Source organism: Pseudarthrobacter sp. NPDC058329, assembly GCF_042879835.1.
GTDB lineage: Bacteria > Actinomycetota > Actinomycetes > Actinomycetales > Micrococcaceae > Arthrobacter.
The window spans coordinates 98954-115024 of sequence record NZ_JBHVZR010000015.1; the positions used below are offsets into that span (position 1 = coordinate 98954).

The following is a 16071-nucleotide window of genomic DNA, read 5'->3' on the forward strand; positions in this document are numbered from 1 at the left end:
GGGCTCCCGGCGGTCGTACGGGGATAGTGGCCAAGTCGTTACGTCGTTGGAGGTTTCGTGGGCCGGAAGACCGTCAACCGGAAGTTTGCCTCGGCCCGAACCGGCTCGGGCTGGCCTTCCAGCCGAGCGAGGAGGTCGCTCCGCTGCAGGTGGTGGCCAGCCGGTCCCATATAAGCGAGGTCGGCGGCCTGCCGGCGGGTCAGTGCCAAGGGGATGTCGACGTCGGTGCTGGTTTCGGTGTCGAAATGGCTGCCCATCGCTTCGGTCAGCCGGGTTTCCTTGCCTTCCTCGATGGCCAACATCCCGGTAACGGCGGCGATGGCGGCGAGGTGGCCGCGTCGTGGGGTAACCACCGCCAGCCTTCCGGCAGGCCGCAGCACTCGGGCGAACTCCTTGGCATTGCGGGGAGCGAAAATGACCGTAATGGCGTCAACAGAATCGTCGGCCAGTGGCAACGGCTGCCACACATCGGACACCAGATTCACCGCCTCGGGGTTGAGCCGCGCGGCACGGCGCACGGCGAACTTGGAGATGTCCAGGCCCACGGCAGCCACCTGGCGGCGGTTCTGTGCTGCGGAATCGTCGAGCACAGCCCTCAGGTAATGCCCGGTTCCAGTTCCTGCGTCCAGGACGGCGCCGTGTTCTTCAGGCAAGCAGGGCACGACGGCGGCTGCCACCGCGGCTGCCAGCGGCCGGTAGTGCCCCGCTTCCAGGAAGTCGGAGCGTGCCTGGACCATGTCCGCAGTATCTGCTTCAAAGGCCGTGCCCTTTCCGACCAGCAGGTTGTAGTAGCCCTGACGCGCGGCGTCGTAGCTATGGCCGGCAGGACAGAGCAGCCGGCTCTGGCCGGCAGGGACTGCTGCCAGTAATTCAAGCGGGTTCCGGCACACCGGGCACAGCAGCGGAAGATCGGTGGTGGAGGGCATGGAAACCATCCTAGGGCCCGTTCTTCCGGTTTCTTCCGGGATGGGACGCGGTGCCGTGCGGTCAGCTGATGCTGATGCCGGCGGGTCCGGCGTCGAAACCCAGGCCCTCCTGGGCTTTGCTGATACCCGGCTCGGCCCAGTGTGCCGCGTATTCGGCGTTGCTGCTCAGGGACCGGAGCTGGGCGCGGTCCAGATACAGCACACCGTTCAGGTGATCGGTCTCATGCTGCACAATCCTGGCCTGCCAGCCGGAAAACTCCCGCTGCGCAGCTGCCCCGTCCGGGGTTTGGAACTCAAGAAGCACATTGTTATGCCGGGACACCACGGCCTGAAGCCCGTTGATTGAGAGGCATCCCTCGTAGAAGGACGCCAGGCCATGCCCCATTGGCGTGTAGCGGGGATTCAGGACCGCGAGGAAGTCCAGGGGGCTCCGGTGACGGAGGGCAGCGGCCTCAGGATCGACGTCGTACTGGTCCTCGACCACTGCCAGCTGCAGCGGGATGCCGAGTTGAGGCGCTGCCAACCCCACGCCGGGGGCCTCGTGCATGACCTCGCGCATCAGGGTAATCAGGCGCTCGAGCTGGTCGAACGACAACTGCCCGTCATAGGCGGCAGCGCGCTGCCTCAGCGCGGGATGGCCTGCCTGGACAATAGGCGGGAGCGTGCCGGCCGAGAGGATCCGCTCCACGGTTTCGCGGATCTGCTCTGCGGTGTATGCGGTCCCGGACAGGCTTTGGCTCATGGGGAAAGCCTAGCGGCCGTGCCGCGTACCGGTCGCTGGCTGGGCTAGTGTCTATCCCGTGCCTGAAACCTCTTCGCCACAGACCCTGCCCCTGGACCGTGTCCTTGAGTTCTTCCGCGTCCTCGAATCCGGCGGGGGAGCCGCAGCCATCAGGCCCTTCCTCGCCGATTCGTTCGTCCTGGTGGAAGCCCCGCACCTGCTGGCCCCCGAAGGCTCAACGCGAACGCTGGCTGATGTCCTGACCGGCGCAGACCAAAGCGCGGAAGTGGTGGCTGACCAGAAGTTTGTTATTCGTCGCACCACCTGTGAGGGGGGACGGGTGGCGGTGGAAGCAGACTGGTCCGCAATGGTCCTGATGGATCTCCGCTACTGGGACCGGGGCGAGGTCATCCGTGCCAGGACATCGTCAGTATTCGAAGTCAGCGGCGGACTGATTGTCAGCCAGGACAGTTACGACTGCTACTTCAGGTAGGCGGACGGCTCCCCACCTGCTTCCCGTCCAGCTGCTGCATAGTGAAGCGCCGCGCGACCCATGTGTTGACCGCCGGGGTGGCAGCAGCGGCGCCCATCCCCAGGTTCCGCAGGTTCAACAACGGCCGGGGCATCGGCCGTCCCAGCATCATATTGATCTCTGACTGCCGCTTGGCTGCCGCGGCGGCCCGCTGCCGGCTGGCCTGGAACTCCTGGAGCTGCAGATTCACTCGGTGATCACTCATTCCGTCTGCCAGCGCCGCGTGGATGAGGGGGGCGAGGGCCTGCGCATCCAGCCAGCCCAGGTTCATGCCCTGGCCACCAATCGGACTGATTTCGTGGGCGGCGTCGCCGAGCAGGAACACCCGCCCGGCCACCATCCGCCGCGCCAGAGTGGACCGGACGCTGAAGGCGCTCAGCATGGTGTTGGTGCCGGCATCCGGAAGGATGCCGGTGCGGCGCCGGACCAGTCCTGCCAATTCAACCGGTCCGGCGGAACCGGCGGGGCCTCCCAGCCGCACCACCCACCTCCGCACTCCACCCGGCAGCGGAAAGGACTCAACGATGCCGCCCGGCTCAAGGAACAGCACGGCACGGTCGCCGTGGAGCCCTGAATCCTGGAAGTCCCCCATCAGGTAGTGGTCCGGGTAGTCTTTCCGGCATACGCCTATCCCCAGGAGGTCGCGCATAGGTGACCGGGCGCCGTCGGCCGCCACCACGAGGGACGCCGAAAAGGCGGTACCGCCGCTGTTGCCCTCGCCTGCGGTGTCCGCAACGGCGGTGACTGAACCGCCGTCGTCCGTGATCTCCCTGACCCGCACACCCCTGGACAGGGCGCCGCTGTCCAGTTGGCGGACGCGCTCTTCCAGGAGCTGTTCGGTCCTGAACTGGGGCAGGGCCAGCACGAACGGATACGCATCCGAAACCGGGGCAAACGGCATGATGCCAACAGTTTTTCCGCCGCTGACCGCCATACCTTCCCGGATCTTAATACCGTCCCGAACCGCGGAGGACGCAATCTGCACTTGTTGCAGCGCCTCAAGGGCGGGCGGATGGATGCCGATGGCCCGTGAGTGCAGATTCCTGGCCTGCCGTTGTTCAAGAACCTTGACGCTGACACCGTCCTGAAGCAGCAGGGCCGCCAGGTACAGGCCCACCGGCCCCCCGCCTATGATCAGCACGTCCGTTGCCGGTGCCACATCAGTTCCTGTGCAGGGCCAGCACCTGATGGAACGTGGTGGTGGCTTCGACGTGCCAGCCCGGGGGAGCGAGGGCGGCCAGTTCGGACGGCGTGTAGCTCCTCCGAATGGACGTCAGGCCGTCCGCCCGGATAAAGGAATGGGGGAACGGCAGGGCTGCCGCTGAGAAGAGGGCGTAGGCGGCGGGGCTGCGCCTCAGGTCGTTGTGTAGCGCTTTTTGGGTGGAAAGGGCGGCCGAATCGGCGAGCAACTGCTGGAGTTCGTCCGCCGAAAGGTGGTGCAGGACGTGGTTTGAAATGACGAAGTCAAAGCGCCCGCCCTCCCGGACAAGGTCAGCGCTGTGCGCCTGCCGGAACTCGACGCCGGGCAGGGGCGGACGTCCCCGCGCATAGGCGGTGGCGCGCGCATCAGGGTCTATGCCGGTGATCCGCAGCGTAAGTCCGTCATGGCGGGCCCAGCCTGCCAGCAGGCATACGAGGTCCCCTCCACCGGAGCCGATGTCCAGCAGCGTGGCTGGAGTCCTTTTCGCGGCCAGGGTGGGACGAAGTTCCCGGACGTAGTGCCTCCGCCATCCCGCCAGCGCGCGGTTGACCACCGCGAACTGGCGGTAGGTGTTCTGCAGGCGCCGGGCGTCGCAGTCCGGGGCCTCCATGAGTTCAACGGCGTCGACGGCGCGCTGCCGCATCAGCAGGTCCACGGGGTTCAGGGGACGGGTACTTCCGCGGCGGCGTACCCCGGCACTTGGCTTCCGTTCACTGCGCCAGGCGCCTGGCGCAGTTTGGTGAACAGCGCGGTCTCAACCGTAAGTCCCGGACCGAACGCCATGGAGCAGATGCGTTCGCACCCACCCTCGGGCTCCTGTTCCAGGATGTGCTTGAGGACAAAAAGTACTGTGGCGCTGCTCATGTTTCCGTAGTTGCGGAGCGTCTCGCGCGCCGGAACCAGTTGCTCGTCGGTGAGGTCCAGCCGGGACTGGACTTTGTCCAGGATGCTCCGGCCGCCCGGGTGGATGGCCCAGTGGCGGATGGAGGTGTAGGGGAGTGCCGCCAGTTCCGGGTCCCGGGCGAGGAGGGGCTCCAGGGCGCCGACAATATGGTCATCGATGATGTGCGGCACATAGTTCCCCAGCACCATCTCGAAGCCGTGGTCGCCGATGTTCCAGGCCATCGAGTCCTCGCCGACCGGCGTAAGCACGGTTTCGAAGTGGTCTAGCTGGAGCAGGGACGTTTTCTCCGAGCCACTGCGGGCCGTAACGACGGCGGCCGCGGCACCATCGGCGAAAAGGGCTGAACCCATGATGGTGTCAGGGTCGTTCGACGTGCGGACGTGCAGGGAACACAGTTCGGCACAGACCACCAGGACCACAGCGTTCGGATCGGCCTCGCAGAAAAGCTTCGCGGCCCGCAGTGCCGGAAAGGCGGCGTAGCAGCCCATAAAACCGAGGTGGTAACGCTGCACGGCGGGATCCAGGCCGAGCTCACGGACGATCTTGTAGTCAGGGCCCGGGTTGAAAAACCCGGTGCAGGACACGGTGATGAGATGAGTTATGTCAAGTAAATCGAGTTCCGGTGCGGCGTTGACCGCGGCACGGGCGGCCTCCACAAAAAGCTTGGTTGCCTCGCGGCCGAAGATGTCGTTGCGGACCTTCGTGCTGGGATTCAGCAGCAGGCCGGTTTCGGGATCAAAGAACTGCGGATCGTCGGAGCGGTAATCCCTGGTGAGTTCGTCCACGGCGGTGAACCGTGTATCAATGGCGGCAGAGTCGAAACAGGTGCTGACGAGCCGTGAGCCAAGCCTGGACAATCCGGGTTGGGCCGCAAACACATCACGGGCTTCCGTTTGGATCAACACCGTTTTTGGGACTGCAGTTTCAAGTGATCGCACATAGACCGTCATTGACACATTCTTAACGAGCGTCCGGCAGAAGACAATGACCGCGCACCACGCATGTCGCGGAAGGCTGACCAACGGCACCGTTTCCTTTATGTTTGTGGGCCGATTCCCGCCCACTTCCGGCTCTCGCTGTAAATCGCCGATAATCTACATTATGTAAAGTAAAGTCGAAGGAAGGGCTCCCCTTAGGGAACGCTCCGTTCGACCGGCCGCTGAGAAGGAATGTCAGCATTCCAGTTCCGCGGCCCGTTGACTGCCGGGACGCGGTGCCGTTCGGCGGGCGGTTAAAACACGGTCCAGCCTAGAAAAGGTTGGATACAACCGCGCGGGTGAGTTGATGGATGACCGCAGCGCGTGGGGGTATGTCCCCCAGCCCCGCGCCCAGGGTGTACACCACAAAAACGTACGCGTGACCGTTCTGGACCAGGATGCTTGCGTCGTGCAGGTTGCCGTTAAGCAGCCCGTACTTATGGAACACAGTGATGCCCGGCGGGACAGCGGCGGGGATCAGTGTCTCGTAGTTGGTGTGCTGCATGTAGGAAAGCAGCTGGGCCGTATGTTCCCCGCTGATCAGGTTTCCGTTGTAGAGGAGGGCCAGCGTCCTGGCTGTTTCCGCCGGGGACAGCGTGTTGTAAGCCCTGTCGTAGGCGATGCCGATTGATGCTGCATAGTCATGAATTCGCTGATATCCGATGGCTTGAACGATCAGTGCCCAGGAATCGTTGTTGCTCTGCTGGATCATTTGCTGGATCTGCACTGCGGCGGTCCTGCCGCCCAGCGGGGCCGTCAGGGATAGCTCCCCCGTTTCGGCAAGATGGTAGTAGGCGGCCGCAGCCAGCACTTTTGCAGTACTGGCAGCCACGAACTTTTCCCGAACCCCGTACTGGTATAGGGCGCCATCGGCCATGTCGATCAGGGCCACACCCAGCTGGTACTGCGCGTTTGCCCCGATGATGCCATTTATCTGGCCCTCAAGCTCGCCGCTGCCTGTCTCACGGCTGGGCACGACGGGATCCGCTGGTGCAGGAATGGCCGGCGCCGGCGGCGACGTGGGCGGTGCTGCCATTTCCGGCACAGCGGCGGCTGACGGAACTGTCTGAGCCGGGGTGGCAGCGGCGGCTGACGGAACTGTCTGAGCCGGTGCGGCCGCGGCGGCCTGTGATGCCGGGACGTTGGGGAATCCGGCCGGTGCTGGTCCGCAGCTGGTGATTGTGGCCAGGACCATAACGGCGAGAGCGGCAAGGAAACGTGCCGGACCTGAAGTGTGCCGGTTCAACCAGTGCGGGCTGGTGGAGCCTGCGCCGGGCAACGCGTTCATCGCTGCCCACCCGTTACCCTGGCTGCTTTTGCCCATGCGAAGAACACCCCGCCTGCCGGTTCCTTCAGCATTCCCTCCGGGAGGCCGCCGTCAGTGATTGCTGAAGGCCCCAGTTTGTGGCAAGGACGTTTGAAAAACCTTTAAGTCACGCTGGGGGCCAAACATGGTCAATGCATGATCGACCGACTAAGGACACGTATTTCTTGGCCCCGGCGTGGCTGCGCCGCTCACACGCTGACGGTGTCCTTGACCGTTGGATAAGACTCAGCGCCGCGGCCCGATTCCCGCGCCCACAACTGCGCCAACTCCCAGTCCCACAGCGAAGCCAATGAAAGGACTGTCGAAGACCGCAAGGCCCAGGGTAATTCCCACTGCGGCGCCCACCAGGCAGCAAATCCAAAGCGGTTTATTCATTTGACCTGATGCTACCTAACAGGATCGTTCGGAAGGACTGCGTTGAGAGGCGCGGGTATAAGAGCAGGTATTGCGGCGCGGACTTTAGCCGTCGTAGGCCTTCTGCAGCTCCGCTATGTCCAGCTTCCGCATTCCCAGCATGGCCTGCATCGCCCGCTGCGAACCCTCCGGATCGGGCCCCGCAATCAAGGAGTCCAGTACAGTCGGAACGATCTGCCAGGACACTCCGAAGCGGTCCTTGAGCCAGCCGCACATGCTCTCACTGCCGCCGTCGGTCAGTGCCGTCCAGTAGCGGTCCACAGTGTCCTGGTTCTCGCAGTCGACCACAAACGAAACGGCCTCGGTGAAATTCGAGCCCTGTGCACCATTCAGCGCCGTGAATCCGCGCCCTTCCAATTCGAACACAACGGCGATCGCCTGGCCTGCCGGCGCCGGCGCACCTTCGCCAAAGCGAGAAACGTTCAGGATCTTCGAATCGTCGAAAACCGAGGTGTAGAACTGTGCGGCTTCTTCCGCCTGGTTCTCGAACCAGAGGCATGTTCCGATGGTGCGTGGCATTGTTGCTCCCTTCCGGCTTGAGCCTAGTGGCGCAGCCTCAGGTGGACAACGGTGATCAGCCTCAGCGATTTTGGGCAAGGGGTTCGGCATCGGGTTCACGCGCGGCCTTCGGTTACCGGTTGTCCTGCAGCCAGCTGGCTGACGAGCCCCAGTGTGTTGCCCTCGCTGTCCCGGATAAATGCCATCCACTCGTCCGTACCTGCAGGACCAAGCCGGCCGTCCGTATGGCTGTAAATCACATGCGGCGCATCAACCACTTCCACTCCCCTGCCTTTGAGTTCGTCCACGGACGACGTGACATCGGGAACCTGAAGGTACAGAAGAGCCCGCGGGGCGCCTGGCTCCAGCAGCAACCGCACGCCCTCAAGGTCGAAAAAGACAAGCCCAGGCGGATCGAACACCGCCGTGGGTTGCACCGCCAGCAGTTGGGTGTAAAAAGCTGCTGCCCGCCGGAGATCTTCCGCGAACTGGGCCACTTGAATCAACCGCATGCTTCCGCCTTCCTTGCCCGGATTGTCCATCCTGCTCAATCATCGTGGGACGGGCAAGGGGTCCCCCGGGCGGCACTCCCGATTGCTAGGCTCAAAGCCATGACGCCTTCCATCCAGCGGCCCCAAACATCCCCCGGGCGGGGCATAGCAGCCGCAGCCATAACCGACACCGCGCTCATTCTGGTGTTCGCCGCCGTCGGCCGTGATGCACACCAGCGCGGTGACGTCGTGGCCGGCGTCCTGCTGACCGCTTGGCCGTTCCTTGCCGGGGCAGCCCTGGGATGGCTCGCTGCAAGGGCGTGGCGGAATCCGGTGTCCGTTCGCCGGACCGGGCTGGCGGTCTGGCTTGGAGCCCTGGTGGGTGGCATGGTGCTCCGGCTGTTGACCGGCCAGACCGTGGTGCTGCCCTTTATCATCGTGGCTTTGCTGAGCCTGGGGCTGCTGCTGGTGGGGTGGCGGCTGGCCTGGGCCGGGGCCAAGCGGTTGAGGAGAACCTGATAGAAGTCCTCGTGGGCGGCCGGACGGCAGGACGGCAGCGGGCACGAATGTAATAGGCTGGCAGCACCGAAAAGCTTGCCGGGCCCTGCTACGGCGCAACAGATCCGGAAGGATTTATCGTGATCACCGCATTCGTTCTGATCAAGACTGACGCTGCCCGCATTCCTGAAACGGCGGAGGACATCTCAGCGATCGAGGGCATCAGCGAGGTGTACTCCGTCACCGGCGAATGGGACCTGATCGCGGTGGTGAGGGTGCCACGGCATGAGGACCTGGCGGACGTTATCGCCGACCGCCTGTCCAAGGTGCCTGCAGTAGTCCACACCACCACACACATTGCCTTCCGCGCCTACTCGCAGCACGATTTGGACGCCGCCTTCGCCTTGGGCTTCGAGCAGTAGCCAGGGATCACCGGCGGGTCAGCGACACCCATCTTTCGAGGACCTCTGCGGCAGCGCCTGAACCAATTGATTCGGCTGCGCGGCCAAGCGCCTTCTGCATCCGCTCCATGAACGGTCCGTCAGCGCTGGTGTCGAACGCTACGAGGCCCGCTGCCGCATTGAGGAGAACGGCGTCGCGGGCGGCGCCTTCCTTACCTGCCAGGACGTCGCGGACCACGGCCGCATTGGCCCGTGCGTCACCGCCCCGCAGCTGCTCCACGGTTGCTGGCCTGATCCCGAGGTCCGCCGGCGAAAAGGTCAGCTCAGATACAGCGCCGCCGCGGATTTCCCACACGGTTGAGGGACCAGTGGTGGTGAGCTCGTCGAGCCCGTCATCGCCGCGGAACACCAGGCCCCGGCTTCCGCGCTGGGCCAGGACACCCGCCACCAGCGGCGCCATCCGGCCGTTTGCAACCCCCACCGCGGATGCCTGCACCTTGGCCGGGTTGGTCAGCGGGCCAAGGAAGTTGAAGGCTGTCGGTATGGCGAGCTCTTTCCGCGGCACGGCAGTGTGGCGGAAGGACGGGTGGAAGACCTGAGCGAAGCAGAACGTGATTCCGGCCTCCTCCGCATTGCGCGCCACCTCTTCGATGGACAGGTCAAGGCGGACGCCCAGGGCCTCCAGCACATCTGCCGACCCCGATGAGGACGACGCCGCGCGGTTGCCGTGTTTGACGACCTTCGCGCCTGCCCCGGCGGCCACCAGCGCTGCCATGGTGGAGATATTGACGGTGTTCAGCTGGTCACCGCCGGTCCCGACGATGTCCAGCTTCTCACCTGAAATGGAGACTGGATTGGCGTGGGCAAGCATGGCATTCACCAGGCCCGAGAGCTCCTCAACGGTTTCACCCTTGGCGCTCAGGGCAACCAGGAACCCTGCTATTTGAGCGGGCGTCGCTTCCCCGGACATGATGGTGTCCATGGCCCAGGCGGTACTGTCCGCCGTGAGGTCCTTGCCGTTGATCAGTGCCGAGATCAGCCGTGGCCAGGTGTTGCCCGCCGACGCTGCAGATGCCTGTGAAGTCACCTGTTGATGCTATCGAGGGATGGCCGGGACTGACCAATGTGAACGGGCCGGGGAACTTTTTGGTGCGATTTCGCGTCTTTGTAGAAAAAGTCCCCCGAAAAGGCGGTTTGCGTTGGGCAGCACGGACTTTTACAGACATAATGTCTATGTGACATCTGCGACCCATGCCCCCAGTACCCCGGCGCACCCCACGCTGAACCGCCCCAATATGGTTTCCGTTGGAACCGTAGTGTGGCTGTCCAGCGAGTTGATGTTCTTCGCCGGTCTCTTTGCCATGTACTTCACTCTGCGCTCAACGAGCGGTGAGATGTGGGCGGCCGAGACAGCGAAGCTCAACTTCCCCTTTGCGCTCGCCAACACGATCGTCCTCGTGGCAAGTTCATTCACTTGCCAGATGGGCGTCTTCGCCGCCGAGCGGCTGCAGCCGCGCCGAACCGGAGGGCGCTTCCAATTCGCCCGCTGGGGAATGAACGAATGGTTCACCCTTACCTTCCTGATGGGGGCCTTCTTCGTCGCCGGTCAGGGAACGGAATACGCGATGCTGGTTTCCGAGCACGTCTCGCTATCCTCCAACGCTTACGGTTCCGCGTTTTACATGACTACCGGCTTCCACGGCCTCCACGTCATCGGCGGTTTGGTGGCCTTCCTCCTGATCATGGGCCGTTCGTTTGCCGCGAAGAAGTTCGGGCACTTCGAAGCAACATCCGCAATTGTCACCTCGTACTACTGGCACTTTGTGGATGTCGTGTGGATCGGCCTCTTCCTGGTCATCTACGTACTCAAGTAGCCAGCTTTGTTTCTTTTTCTACAAGAGGCAGAATTTCAGGTAGCGGCTCCAGGAGCCGGCGCAGGATCGAATAAAGGAACCACCACGTGAAGGCACTCTCGCAAAAGCGGCGTCACCCACTGGCAGCAATCGCGCTGCTTCTGATGGGGCTCCTCATCACTGGTGGGCTGTACGCCGTGGCCACCACCGTCAACGAAGCCAAGGCATCCACCACCACCTTCAGCGCAAATGACGTAGAGGAAGGCGGCAAGCTCTTCGCCGCCAACTGCGCAACCTGCCACGGCATGGGTGCCAGCGGTTCCCAGGATGGCCCCTCCCTCGTCGGCGTGGGCGCCGCCTCTGTTGATTTTCAGGTGGGAACCGGCCGCATGCCCATGCAGATGAACGGCCCCCAGGCGCTGGAGAAGCCCGCGCAGTTCAACGACGAACAGACCCACCAGCTTGCAGCCTATGTTGCTTCCCTGGGTGCCGGCCCGGCAATCCCTGAGGAAAGCCTGCTCGACGCGAGCGGTAACGCAGCCGTCGGTGGCGAACTCTTCCGTACCAACTGCGCCATGTGCCACAACGCTGCTGCCGCCGGCGGCGCGCTGACGCGGGGCAAGTTCGCACCTGCCCTGGCCGACACATCCGGCAAGCACATCTACGAAGCCATGGCTACCGGCCCGCAGAACATGCCGGTCTTCAGTGACTCCAACATCACGCCTGAAGGCAAGCGCGACATCATCACCTTCCTGAAGCAGATCGAAACCAGCGGCTCCCCCGGCGGCGCTGATCTGGGCTCCCTCGGCCCCGTGGCCGAAGGCCTGTTCGTCTGGGTTGCAGGCCTCGGCGTCATCATCGCCTTCACGATCTGGCTCACCTCCCGGACGTCCTAGGACCTCCGAACCACTGCACAAACTTCTGCTGGTCTGTCAGCAGTTTGATATTAGAAACTAACCCGGCATCCGCCGGGACGAGAGAAGGATGAGGCGAATTATGGGCAACCATAGTGACGGCAGTCCGAACCACTCGGGCACCGTAGCTACGGCTGGTCAGAATGAGGTGGAGAAGTTCCAGGACCCTGGAATTCCTCCGCACCGTTTGCGCCTGGCTGACACGGACCCGAAGGCCGCCAAGCGGGCAGAACGGCAGGTCGCCTTACTATTTGGCACCTCTGTTGTTGGCACCCTGATCTTCCTGGTGGCGTACTTTGCCATTGATCTGGGCGGCGCAGATTCAACCATCGCCAACATCCGGCTCCAGAACATGCTGCTGGGCCTTGGCACGGCGTTTGCGATGCTCGGCATCGGCACCGGCATCGTTCACTGGGCCAAGGCCCTGATGCCGGACCATGAAGTCTCCGAAGAGCGCCACGCCATCCGCTACGAAGAGGACCGCCAGGCGGCAGTTCGGATCGTTGACGACATCGTGGAAGAGACGGGCATCAAGCGCCGTCCGCTGATCCGGAACACCCTCCTGGGTGCAGTTGCGCTTGCGCCGCTGCCGGCAGTTGCCATCTTCGGCGACCTCGGTCCGCGCCCGGACAACAAGCTGGCCCACACCATGTGGGCACCCGCGGAAGGCAGGCTCAAGCGCCTCGCCCGGGACCCTGATGGAACACCCATCAAGGCCTCGGACGTGACCATCGGTTCGGCATTCCACGTTATTCCGGAGGGCCTGAACGAACTTCACGAAGGCAAGCTCAACGAGAAGGCTAAGGCCGTTGTGCTGCTCATGCGCCTGGACCCGGCATCTCTGAACCCCTCTGCGGGCCGCGAGGACTGGGGCTACAACGGCATCGTTGCCTACTCCAAGATCTGCACCCACGTTGGCTGCCCCGTTGCTCTTTACGAGCAGCAGACGCACCACCTGCTGTGCCCGTGCCACCAGTCCACCTTTGACCTCACGCAAGAGTGCAAGGTGATCTTCGGCCCCGCCAGCCGTCCTCTCCCCCAGCTGCCCATCGCAGTTGACGACGAGGGCTATCTGGTCGCCACCAGCGACTTCAAAGAACCTGTAGGACCAAGTTACTGGGAGCGTGATATGCATGAGCGCAGCATCAACAGCTGAGCCCGCTTTCGTCGCCAAAACCAAGACAGGCCGGTTCACCGACTTTGTCGATGCCCGTGTTGGCGGTTCCGGAATCCTCCGTGAATTCGGCCGGAAGGTCTTCCCCGACCACTGGTCCTTTATGTTCGGCGAAGTGGCACTGTACTCCTTTGTCATCCTGCTGCTGTCCGGTACGTTCCTGACGTTCTTCTTCGACCCGTCCATGGCGGAGACGCACTACGACGGCTCGTATGTTCCGCTCAAGGGCGTTGAAATGTCGGTGGCGTACAGCTCGTCGCTGGACATCTCTTTCGACATCCGCGGCGGCCTCTTTATGCGCCAGGTCCACCACTGGGCGGCCCTGCTGTTCGTAGCCTCAATCGCCGTCCACATGCTGAGGGTCTTCTTCACCGGAGCCTTCCGCAAGCCCCGTGAAATGAACTGGGTTGTGGGCAGCGTCCTGCTCATCCTGGCGATGGCTGCCGGCTTCACCGGCTACTCCCTCCCCGACGACCTGCTCTCCGGCAACGGCCTGCGCATCATCGACGGCGTAATCAAGTCCATCCCGATCGTTGGCACGTACATCTCGTTCTTCCTCTTCGGCGGAGAATTCCCGGGCACCGCCATCATCGGGCGCCTGTACATGCTGCACATCCTGCTGGTTCCGGCACTGATCCTGCTGATGATCGTCCTGCACCTCTTTATGGTGGTCGTGCACAAGCACACCCAGTACCCCGGCCCGGGCCGCAATGACAACAACGTGGTGGGTTACCCGCTGGGTCCGGTCTACGCTGCCAAGGCCGGTGGATTCTTCTTCATCGTCTTCGGCGTCCTGGCACTGATGGCCGGATTCTTCACCATCAACCCGATCTGGAACTACGGTCCCTACGACCCCTCCCCTGTCTCCGCCGGAACCCAGCCTGACTGGTACATCGGCTTTGTTGACGGTGCCCTGCGCCTGATGCCGGGCGTCATTGGAGACTTCCACTTCGAGTACGTGATCTTCGGCTACACCCTCACCCTGAACGTCCTGCTCCCGGCCCTGGTGCCGGCCGGCATCCTGTTCACCGTGATGTTTATGTACCCGTGGATCGAGCGCTGGATCACCAAGGACGACCGTGAACACCACGTCCTGGACCGCCCCCGCAACGCCCCGACCCGTACAGCCATCGGTATGGCCGGATTCGTCTGGTACTGCGTGATGTGGGCTGCTGCAGGCTCCGACCTCATCGCCACCCACTTCGGAGTGTCGCTGAACGACGTCACGTACTGGCTGCGGACATTGTTCTTCATCGGCCCGATCATCGCCTTCATCGTCACCAAGCGCGTGGCCCTGGCCCTTCAGCGCAAGGACCGGGAAATTGCCCTCCACGGACGCGAGACCGGACGCATCGTCCGCCTCCCGCACGGTGAGTTCATTGAGGTGCACGCGCCGCTTGACGAGTACAAGCGTTACAAGCTGGTGGGCTTCGAGTCACCGAACGTCCTGCCGGCCGTGCCGAACGAACACGGTGTAGTAACCCGCAAGGAGAAGCGCCGCGCGTTCCTCTCCAAGTGGTTCTTCGAGGACCGCGTCGCCCCGGCCACTCCTGCTGAGCTGGAAGCCGCCCACGGCCACGGCCACGCGGCAGTGGAAGCTCCTGAGGCAGCCAAGAGCCTGAGCCACTAGGCAAAAGCTCACATCGAACAGTGAAGGCCCGGTCCTTATGGACCGGGCCTTCACTGTTTCCAGCTCCTACCGCGTCCTGGGCCGGTGAGGTTGAACAGGCACTAAGAACGCTGCAAACCGTGCTGATTCAGTGCGTGCGGGAGCGCCGCGCTCCCGGGCGCTGCAACGGGACCCACAGCTTGTACCGGTCTGCGCGGTAGTACGAGACGGAGTAGTCCACCATGGTGCGGGCAACAAAAGCGTGGCGCTGGATTTTGAGCAGCGGTGAGCCGACCTCGACGTTGAGCAGCCGTGCCGTGGATGGCGACGCTGCGGTCGCTTCGATCATGTCCTCACCCCACTCCATCACCAGGCCGTACTGTTCGCTCAGCACGTTGTACAGCGACGTGGGCGGTTCGCCGTCCAGCAGGCCGGGAACACGGTGGGCCGGGATAAAGTTCTCATCCACGCTCATGGGTTCGCCGTCCGCCAGGAGCAGTCGCCTGAACCGGACCAGAGGAGTTCCCTCGTCCAGCTGTAGCTCGCGGGCGAGGAAGGCGCTGGCTGCGATCTGTTCAAAACTGAGTACTTTGGCCGCGGGAACCATGCCACGGCGCTGCATCTCCTCGCTGTAGGAAGTCAGCTTCACCTGCAGGTCCAGCTTTGGCCGGCGCACGAAAGTGCCGAGGCCCACAACGCGTTCGATGACTTCTTCACCGACCAGCGCGTCGATCGCCTGCCGCACTGTCATCCGCGCGAGGCCAAAGCGCTCCGCGAGGTCGCGCTCAGACGGCAACGCGGAACCCGGCCGGCATGACTCGGTAATGTAAGTGCGCAGGATCTCACGCAACTGGACATAAATCGCCGTCCCGCTCGTCCGGTCGATTTCGCCCGCAATTTTACGGGCGCTGGCTGCCACGACACGTCTCCCGTAGGTGCAAGTTCACCCTGCCATTTTAGGACAGGTCTAGACCACCGGAGGCCAAAAACCCAGTTCATTCGGGGAAGGGGCATTCTCCCGCTATATTGGACTGGAAATTTCGATACCCGACGGATGGGGCCGTCATAAATAAGGAGTCCCGTTGCCAACACACAAGGCCGTGGTCACAGCCCCGATTGGACTGCATGCACGCCCGGCAGCCGTATTCGTGAGGGCGGTGACCGATACCGGACTTCCCGTGACCATCACCAAGCCGGGCACGGGAGGCGTGGATGCGCGGTCGCTCCTTCAAGTCATGACGGCGGACTTCCACCACGGCTGCGAGGTGGAATTGGGCATCGAGGATAAGGTCCTGAATGGCGCCCTGAGCGCGGCAAATGCCGAAGCCGCCCTTCGGGCCCTCGTGGAGCTGCTGGAGTCGCAGGGAGCCGAATAGGCGCCCCGCAGCCTGCGGTTCTTGCCGTGGACCCCGGCGTGCCGCCCGGTCCACAGGGCCGGCACGGAAAACAACTGCAGCAACAACGACGGCGGGCCACCTTGGCGGTTTCTAGGGGTCGTTGCAACACCTGCTGGTTAGGTGGTTAGTAGTAAATCATGTAAACGCTCGGCTGGGGTTTTCCAGCCGAGCGTTTTGCGTGGGCGGCCGTTGAGTTCCTGGGCGACGTGTTCGAGATCTTCCGGGCCGTAGACG

Annotated in this window: 19 protein-coding genes and 1 pseudogene; 8 read left to right on the forward strand and 12 right to left on the reverse strand. The window is 63.4% G+C overall.

All coding sequences use genetic code 11. The annotated features are described in order from the left end of the window. Positions 1–38: 38 nt before the first annotated feature. Both ACFVYC_RS17475 and ACFVYC_RS17480 read right to left on the reverse strand, forming a co-directional pair. A complete protein-coding gene (locus ACFVYC_RS17475) occupies positions 39–926 on the reverse strand; it encodes a methyltransferase domain-containing protein (RefSeq protein ID WP_387552608.1) in 888 nt (295 codons plus the stop codon). A gap of 61 nt (positions 927–987) precedes the next feature. Beyond that, complete coding sequence (locus tag ACFVYC_RS17480) at positions 988–1668, reverse strand: peptide deformylase (RefSeq protein WP_387552610.1); 681 nt, start codon at positions 1666–1668, stop codon at positions 988–990. 58 nt (positions 1669–1726) lie between these two features. On the opposite strand from ACFVYC_RS17480, the gene ACFVYC_RS17485 reads away from it, so the two are divergent. Then, the gene (locus ACFVYC_RS17485; protein ID WP_387552612.1) at positions 1727–2140 is read left to right on the forward strand and encodes a nuclear transport factor 2 family protein; all 414 of its coding nucleotides are present in this window, start codon (positions 1727–1729) and stop codon (positions 2138–2140) included. On the opposite strand, the gene ACFVYC_RS17490 is transcribed toward ACFVYC_RS17485, so the two are convergent. From ACFVYC_RS17490 to ACFVYC_RS17520, 7 genes are all read right to left on the reverse strand, one after another. Next, positions 2133–3368 carry an FAD-dependent oxidoreductase gene (locus tag ACFVYC_RS17490; RefSeq protein WP_387552650.1) on the reverse strand — a complete coding sequence of 412 codons (1236 nt, stop codon included), beginning with the start codon at positions 3366–3368 and terminating at the stop codon, positions 2133–2135. The two genes, ACFVYC_RS17485 and ACFVYC_RS17490, sit on opposite strands and share 8 nt — an antisense overlap. Then, a complete protein-coding gene (locus ACFVYC_RS17495) occupies positions 3340–4023 on the reverse strand; it encodes a methyltransferase domain-containing protein (protein ID WP_387552652.1) in 684 nt (227 codons plus the stop codon). Before ACFVYC_RS17495 ends, ACFVYC_RS17490 begins: the two co-directional genes overlap by 29 nt. Before the next feature lie 17 nt (positions 4024–4040). Beyond that, complete coding sequence (locus tag ACFVYC_RS17500) at positions 4041–5234, reverse strand: type III polyketide synthase (RefSeq protein ID WP_387552614.1); 1194 nt, start codon at positions 5232–5234, stop codon at positions 4041–4043. 298 nt (positions 5235–5532) lie between these two features. Beyond that, positions 5533–6585 carry a serine hydrolase gene (locus ACFVYC_RS17505; RefSeq protein WP_387552616.1) on the reverse strand — a complete coding sequence of 351 codons (1053 nt, stop codon included), beginning with the start codon at positions 6583–6585 and terminating at the stop codon, positions 5533–5535. Between the two features lie 228 nt (positions 6586–6813). Continuing rightward, positions 6814–6963, reverse strand: coding sequence for a hypothetical protein (locus ACFVYC_RS17510; protein WP_387552618.1), 150 nt, complete (start codon positions 6961–6963; stop codon positions 6814–6816). 84 nt (positions 6964–7047) lie between these two features. Beyond that, a complete protein-coding gene (locus ACFVYC_RS17515; RefSeq protein ID WP_387552620.1) occupies positions 7048–7521 on the reverse strand; it encodes a VOC family protein in 474 nt (157 codons plus the stop codon). Positions 7522–7616: 95 nt separating this feature from the next. Next, complete coding sequence (locus ACFVYC_RS17520) at positions 7617–8012, reverse strand: VOC family protein (RefSeq protein ID WP_387552622.1); 396 nt, start codon at positions 8010–8012, stop codon at positions 7617–7619. 99 nt (positions 8013–8111) lie between these two features. Between ACFVYC_RS17520 and ACFVYC_RS17525 the strand changes: the two genes are divergently transcribed. Both ACFVYC_RS17525 and ACFVYC_RS17530 read left to right on the forward strand, forming a co-directional pair. Further along, entirely contained in the window at positions 8112–8510 is a 399-nt protein-coding gene (locus ACFVYC_RS17525; RefSeq protein ID WP_387552624.1) for a DUF3054 domain-containing protein, read from the forward strand. A 119-nt stretch (positions 8511–8629) separates the two neighbouring features. Beyond that, entirely contained in the window at positions 8630–8911 is a 282-nt protein-coding gene (locus ACFVYC_RS17530) for an Lrp/AsnC family transcriptional regulator (protein ID WP_387552626.1), read from the forward strand. Between the two features lie 7 nt (positions 8912–8918). Here ACFVYC_RS17530 and trpD read toward each other — a convergent pair whose 3' ends face one another. Further along, positions 8919–9977: an anthranilate phosphoribosyltransferase gene (trpD, locus tag ACFVYC_RS17535; protein ID WP_387552628.1), complete on the reverse strand. Its 1059-nt coding sequence runs from the start codon at positions 9975–9977 to the stop codon at positions 8919–8921. A gap of 112 nt (positions 9978–10089) precedes the next feature. Between trpD and ACFVYC_RS17540 the strand changes: the two genes are divergently transcribed. The 4 genes from ACFVYC_RS17540 (at position 10090) to ACFVYC_RS17555 (ending at position 14461) form a co-directional block, all read left to right on the forward strand. After that, positions 10090–10764, forward strand: coding sequence for a heme-copper oxidase subunit III (locus tag ACFVYC_RS17540; RefSeq protein WP_387552630.1), 675 nt, complete (start codon positions 10090–10092; stop codon positions 10762–10764). 86 nt (positions 10765–10850) lie between these two features. Further along, entirely contained in the window at positions 10851–11639 is a 789-nt protein-coding gene (locus ACFVYC_RS17545) for a c-type cytochrome (RefSeq protein ID WP_387552632.1), read from the forward strand. Positions 11640–11739: 100 nt separating this feature from the next. Continuing rightward, positions 11740–12813: a Rieske 2Fe-2S domain-containing protein gene (locus ACFVYC_RS17550; RefSeq protein ID WP_387552634.1), complete on the forward strand. Its 1074-nt coding sequence runs from the start codon at positions 11740–11742 to the stop codon at positions 12811–12813. Beyond that, positions 12791–14461: a cytochrome bc complex cytochrome b subunit gene (locus ACFVYC_RS17555; protein WP_387552636.1), complete on the forward strand. Its 1671-nt coding sequence runs from the start codon at positions 12791–12793 to the stop codon at positions 14459–14461. Before ACFVYC_RS17550 ends, ACFVYC_RS17555 begins: the two co-directional genes overlap by 23 nt. Before the next feature lie 127 nt (positions 14462–14588). Here the strand turns inward: ACFVYC_RS17555 and ACFVYC_RS17560 are convergent, their stop codons facing one another. After that, positions 14589–15359 carry a GntR family transcriptional regulator gene (locus tag ACFVYC_RS17560; RefSeq protein ID WP_387552638.1) on the reverse strand — a complete coding sequence of 257 codons (771 nt, stop codon included), beginning with the start codon at positions 15357–15359 and terminating at the stop codon, positions 14589–14591. 163 nt (positions 15360–15522) lie between these two features. Between ACFVYC_RS17560 and ACFVYC_RS17565 the strand changes: the two genes are divergently transcribed. Beyond that, the gene (locus ACFVYC_RS17565) at positions 15523–15816 is read left to right on the forward strand and encodes an HPr family phosphocarrier protein (RefSeq protein ID WP_387552640.1); all 294 of its coding nucleotides are present in this window, start codon (positions 15523–15525) and stop codon (positions 15814–15816) included. 137 nt (positions 15817–15953) lie between these two features. Here ACFVYC_RS17565 and ACFVYC_RS17570 read toward each other — a convergent pair. Then, positions 15954–16071, reverse strand: a pseudogene (locus tag ACFVYC_RS17570) (IS30 family transposase); the annotation flags it as partial.

Excerpts from the sequence above, each read along its gene's own strand:
- ACFVYC_RS17475 (WP_387552608.1), bottom strand. The coding sequence starts at position 926 with ATGCCCTCCACCACCGATCTTCCGCTGCTGTGCCCGGTGTGCCGGAAC.
- ACFVYC_RS17480 (WP_387552610.1), bottom strand. The coding sequence starts at position 1,668 with ATGAGCCAAAGCCTGTCCGGGACCGCATACACCGCAGAGCAGATCCGC.
- ACFVYC_RS17495 (WP_387552652.1), bottom strand. The coding sequence starts at position 4,023 with ATGCGGCAGCGCGCCGTCGACGCCGTTGAACTCATGGAGGCCCCGGAC.
- ACFVYC_RS17500 (WP_387552614.1), bottom strand. The coding sequence starts at position 5,234 with ATGACGGTCTATGTGCGATCACTTGAAACTGCAGTCCCAAAAACGGTG.
- ACFVYC_RS17505 (WP_387552616.1), bottom strand. The coding sequence starts at position 6,585 with ATGGGCAAAAGCAGCCAGGGTAACGGGTGGGCAGCGATGAACGCGTTG.
- ACFVYC_RS17510 (WP_387552618.1), bottom strand. The coding sequence starts at position 6,963 with ATGAATAAACCGCTTTGGATTTGCTGCCTGGTGGGCGCCGCAGTGGGA.
- ACFVYC_RS17515 (WP_387552620.1), bottom strand. The coding sequence starts at position 7,521 with ATGCCACGCACCATCGGAACATGCCTCTGGTTCGAGAACCAGGCGGAA.
- ACFVYC_RS17520 (WP_387552622.1), bottom strand. The coding sequence starts at position 8,012 with ATGCGGTTGATTCAAGTGGCCCAGTTCGCGGAAGATCTCCGGCGGGCA.
- ACFVYC_RS17525 (WP_387552624.1), top strand. The coding sequence starts at position 8,112 with ATGACGCCTTCCATCCAGCGGCCCCAAACATCCCCCGGGCGGGGCATA.
- ACFVYC_RS17550 (WP_387552634.1), top strand. The coding sequence starts at position 11,740 with ATGGGCAACCATAGTGACGGCAGTCCGAACCACTCGGGCACCGTAGCT.
- ACFVYC_RS17555 (WP_387552636.1), top strand. The coding sequence starts at position 12,791 with ATGAGCGCAGCATCAACAGCTGAGCCCGCTTTCGTCGCCAAAACCAAG.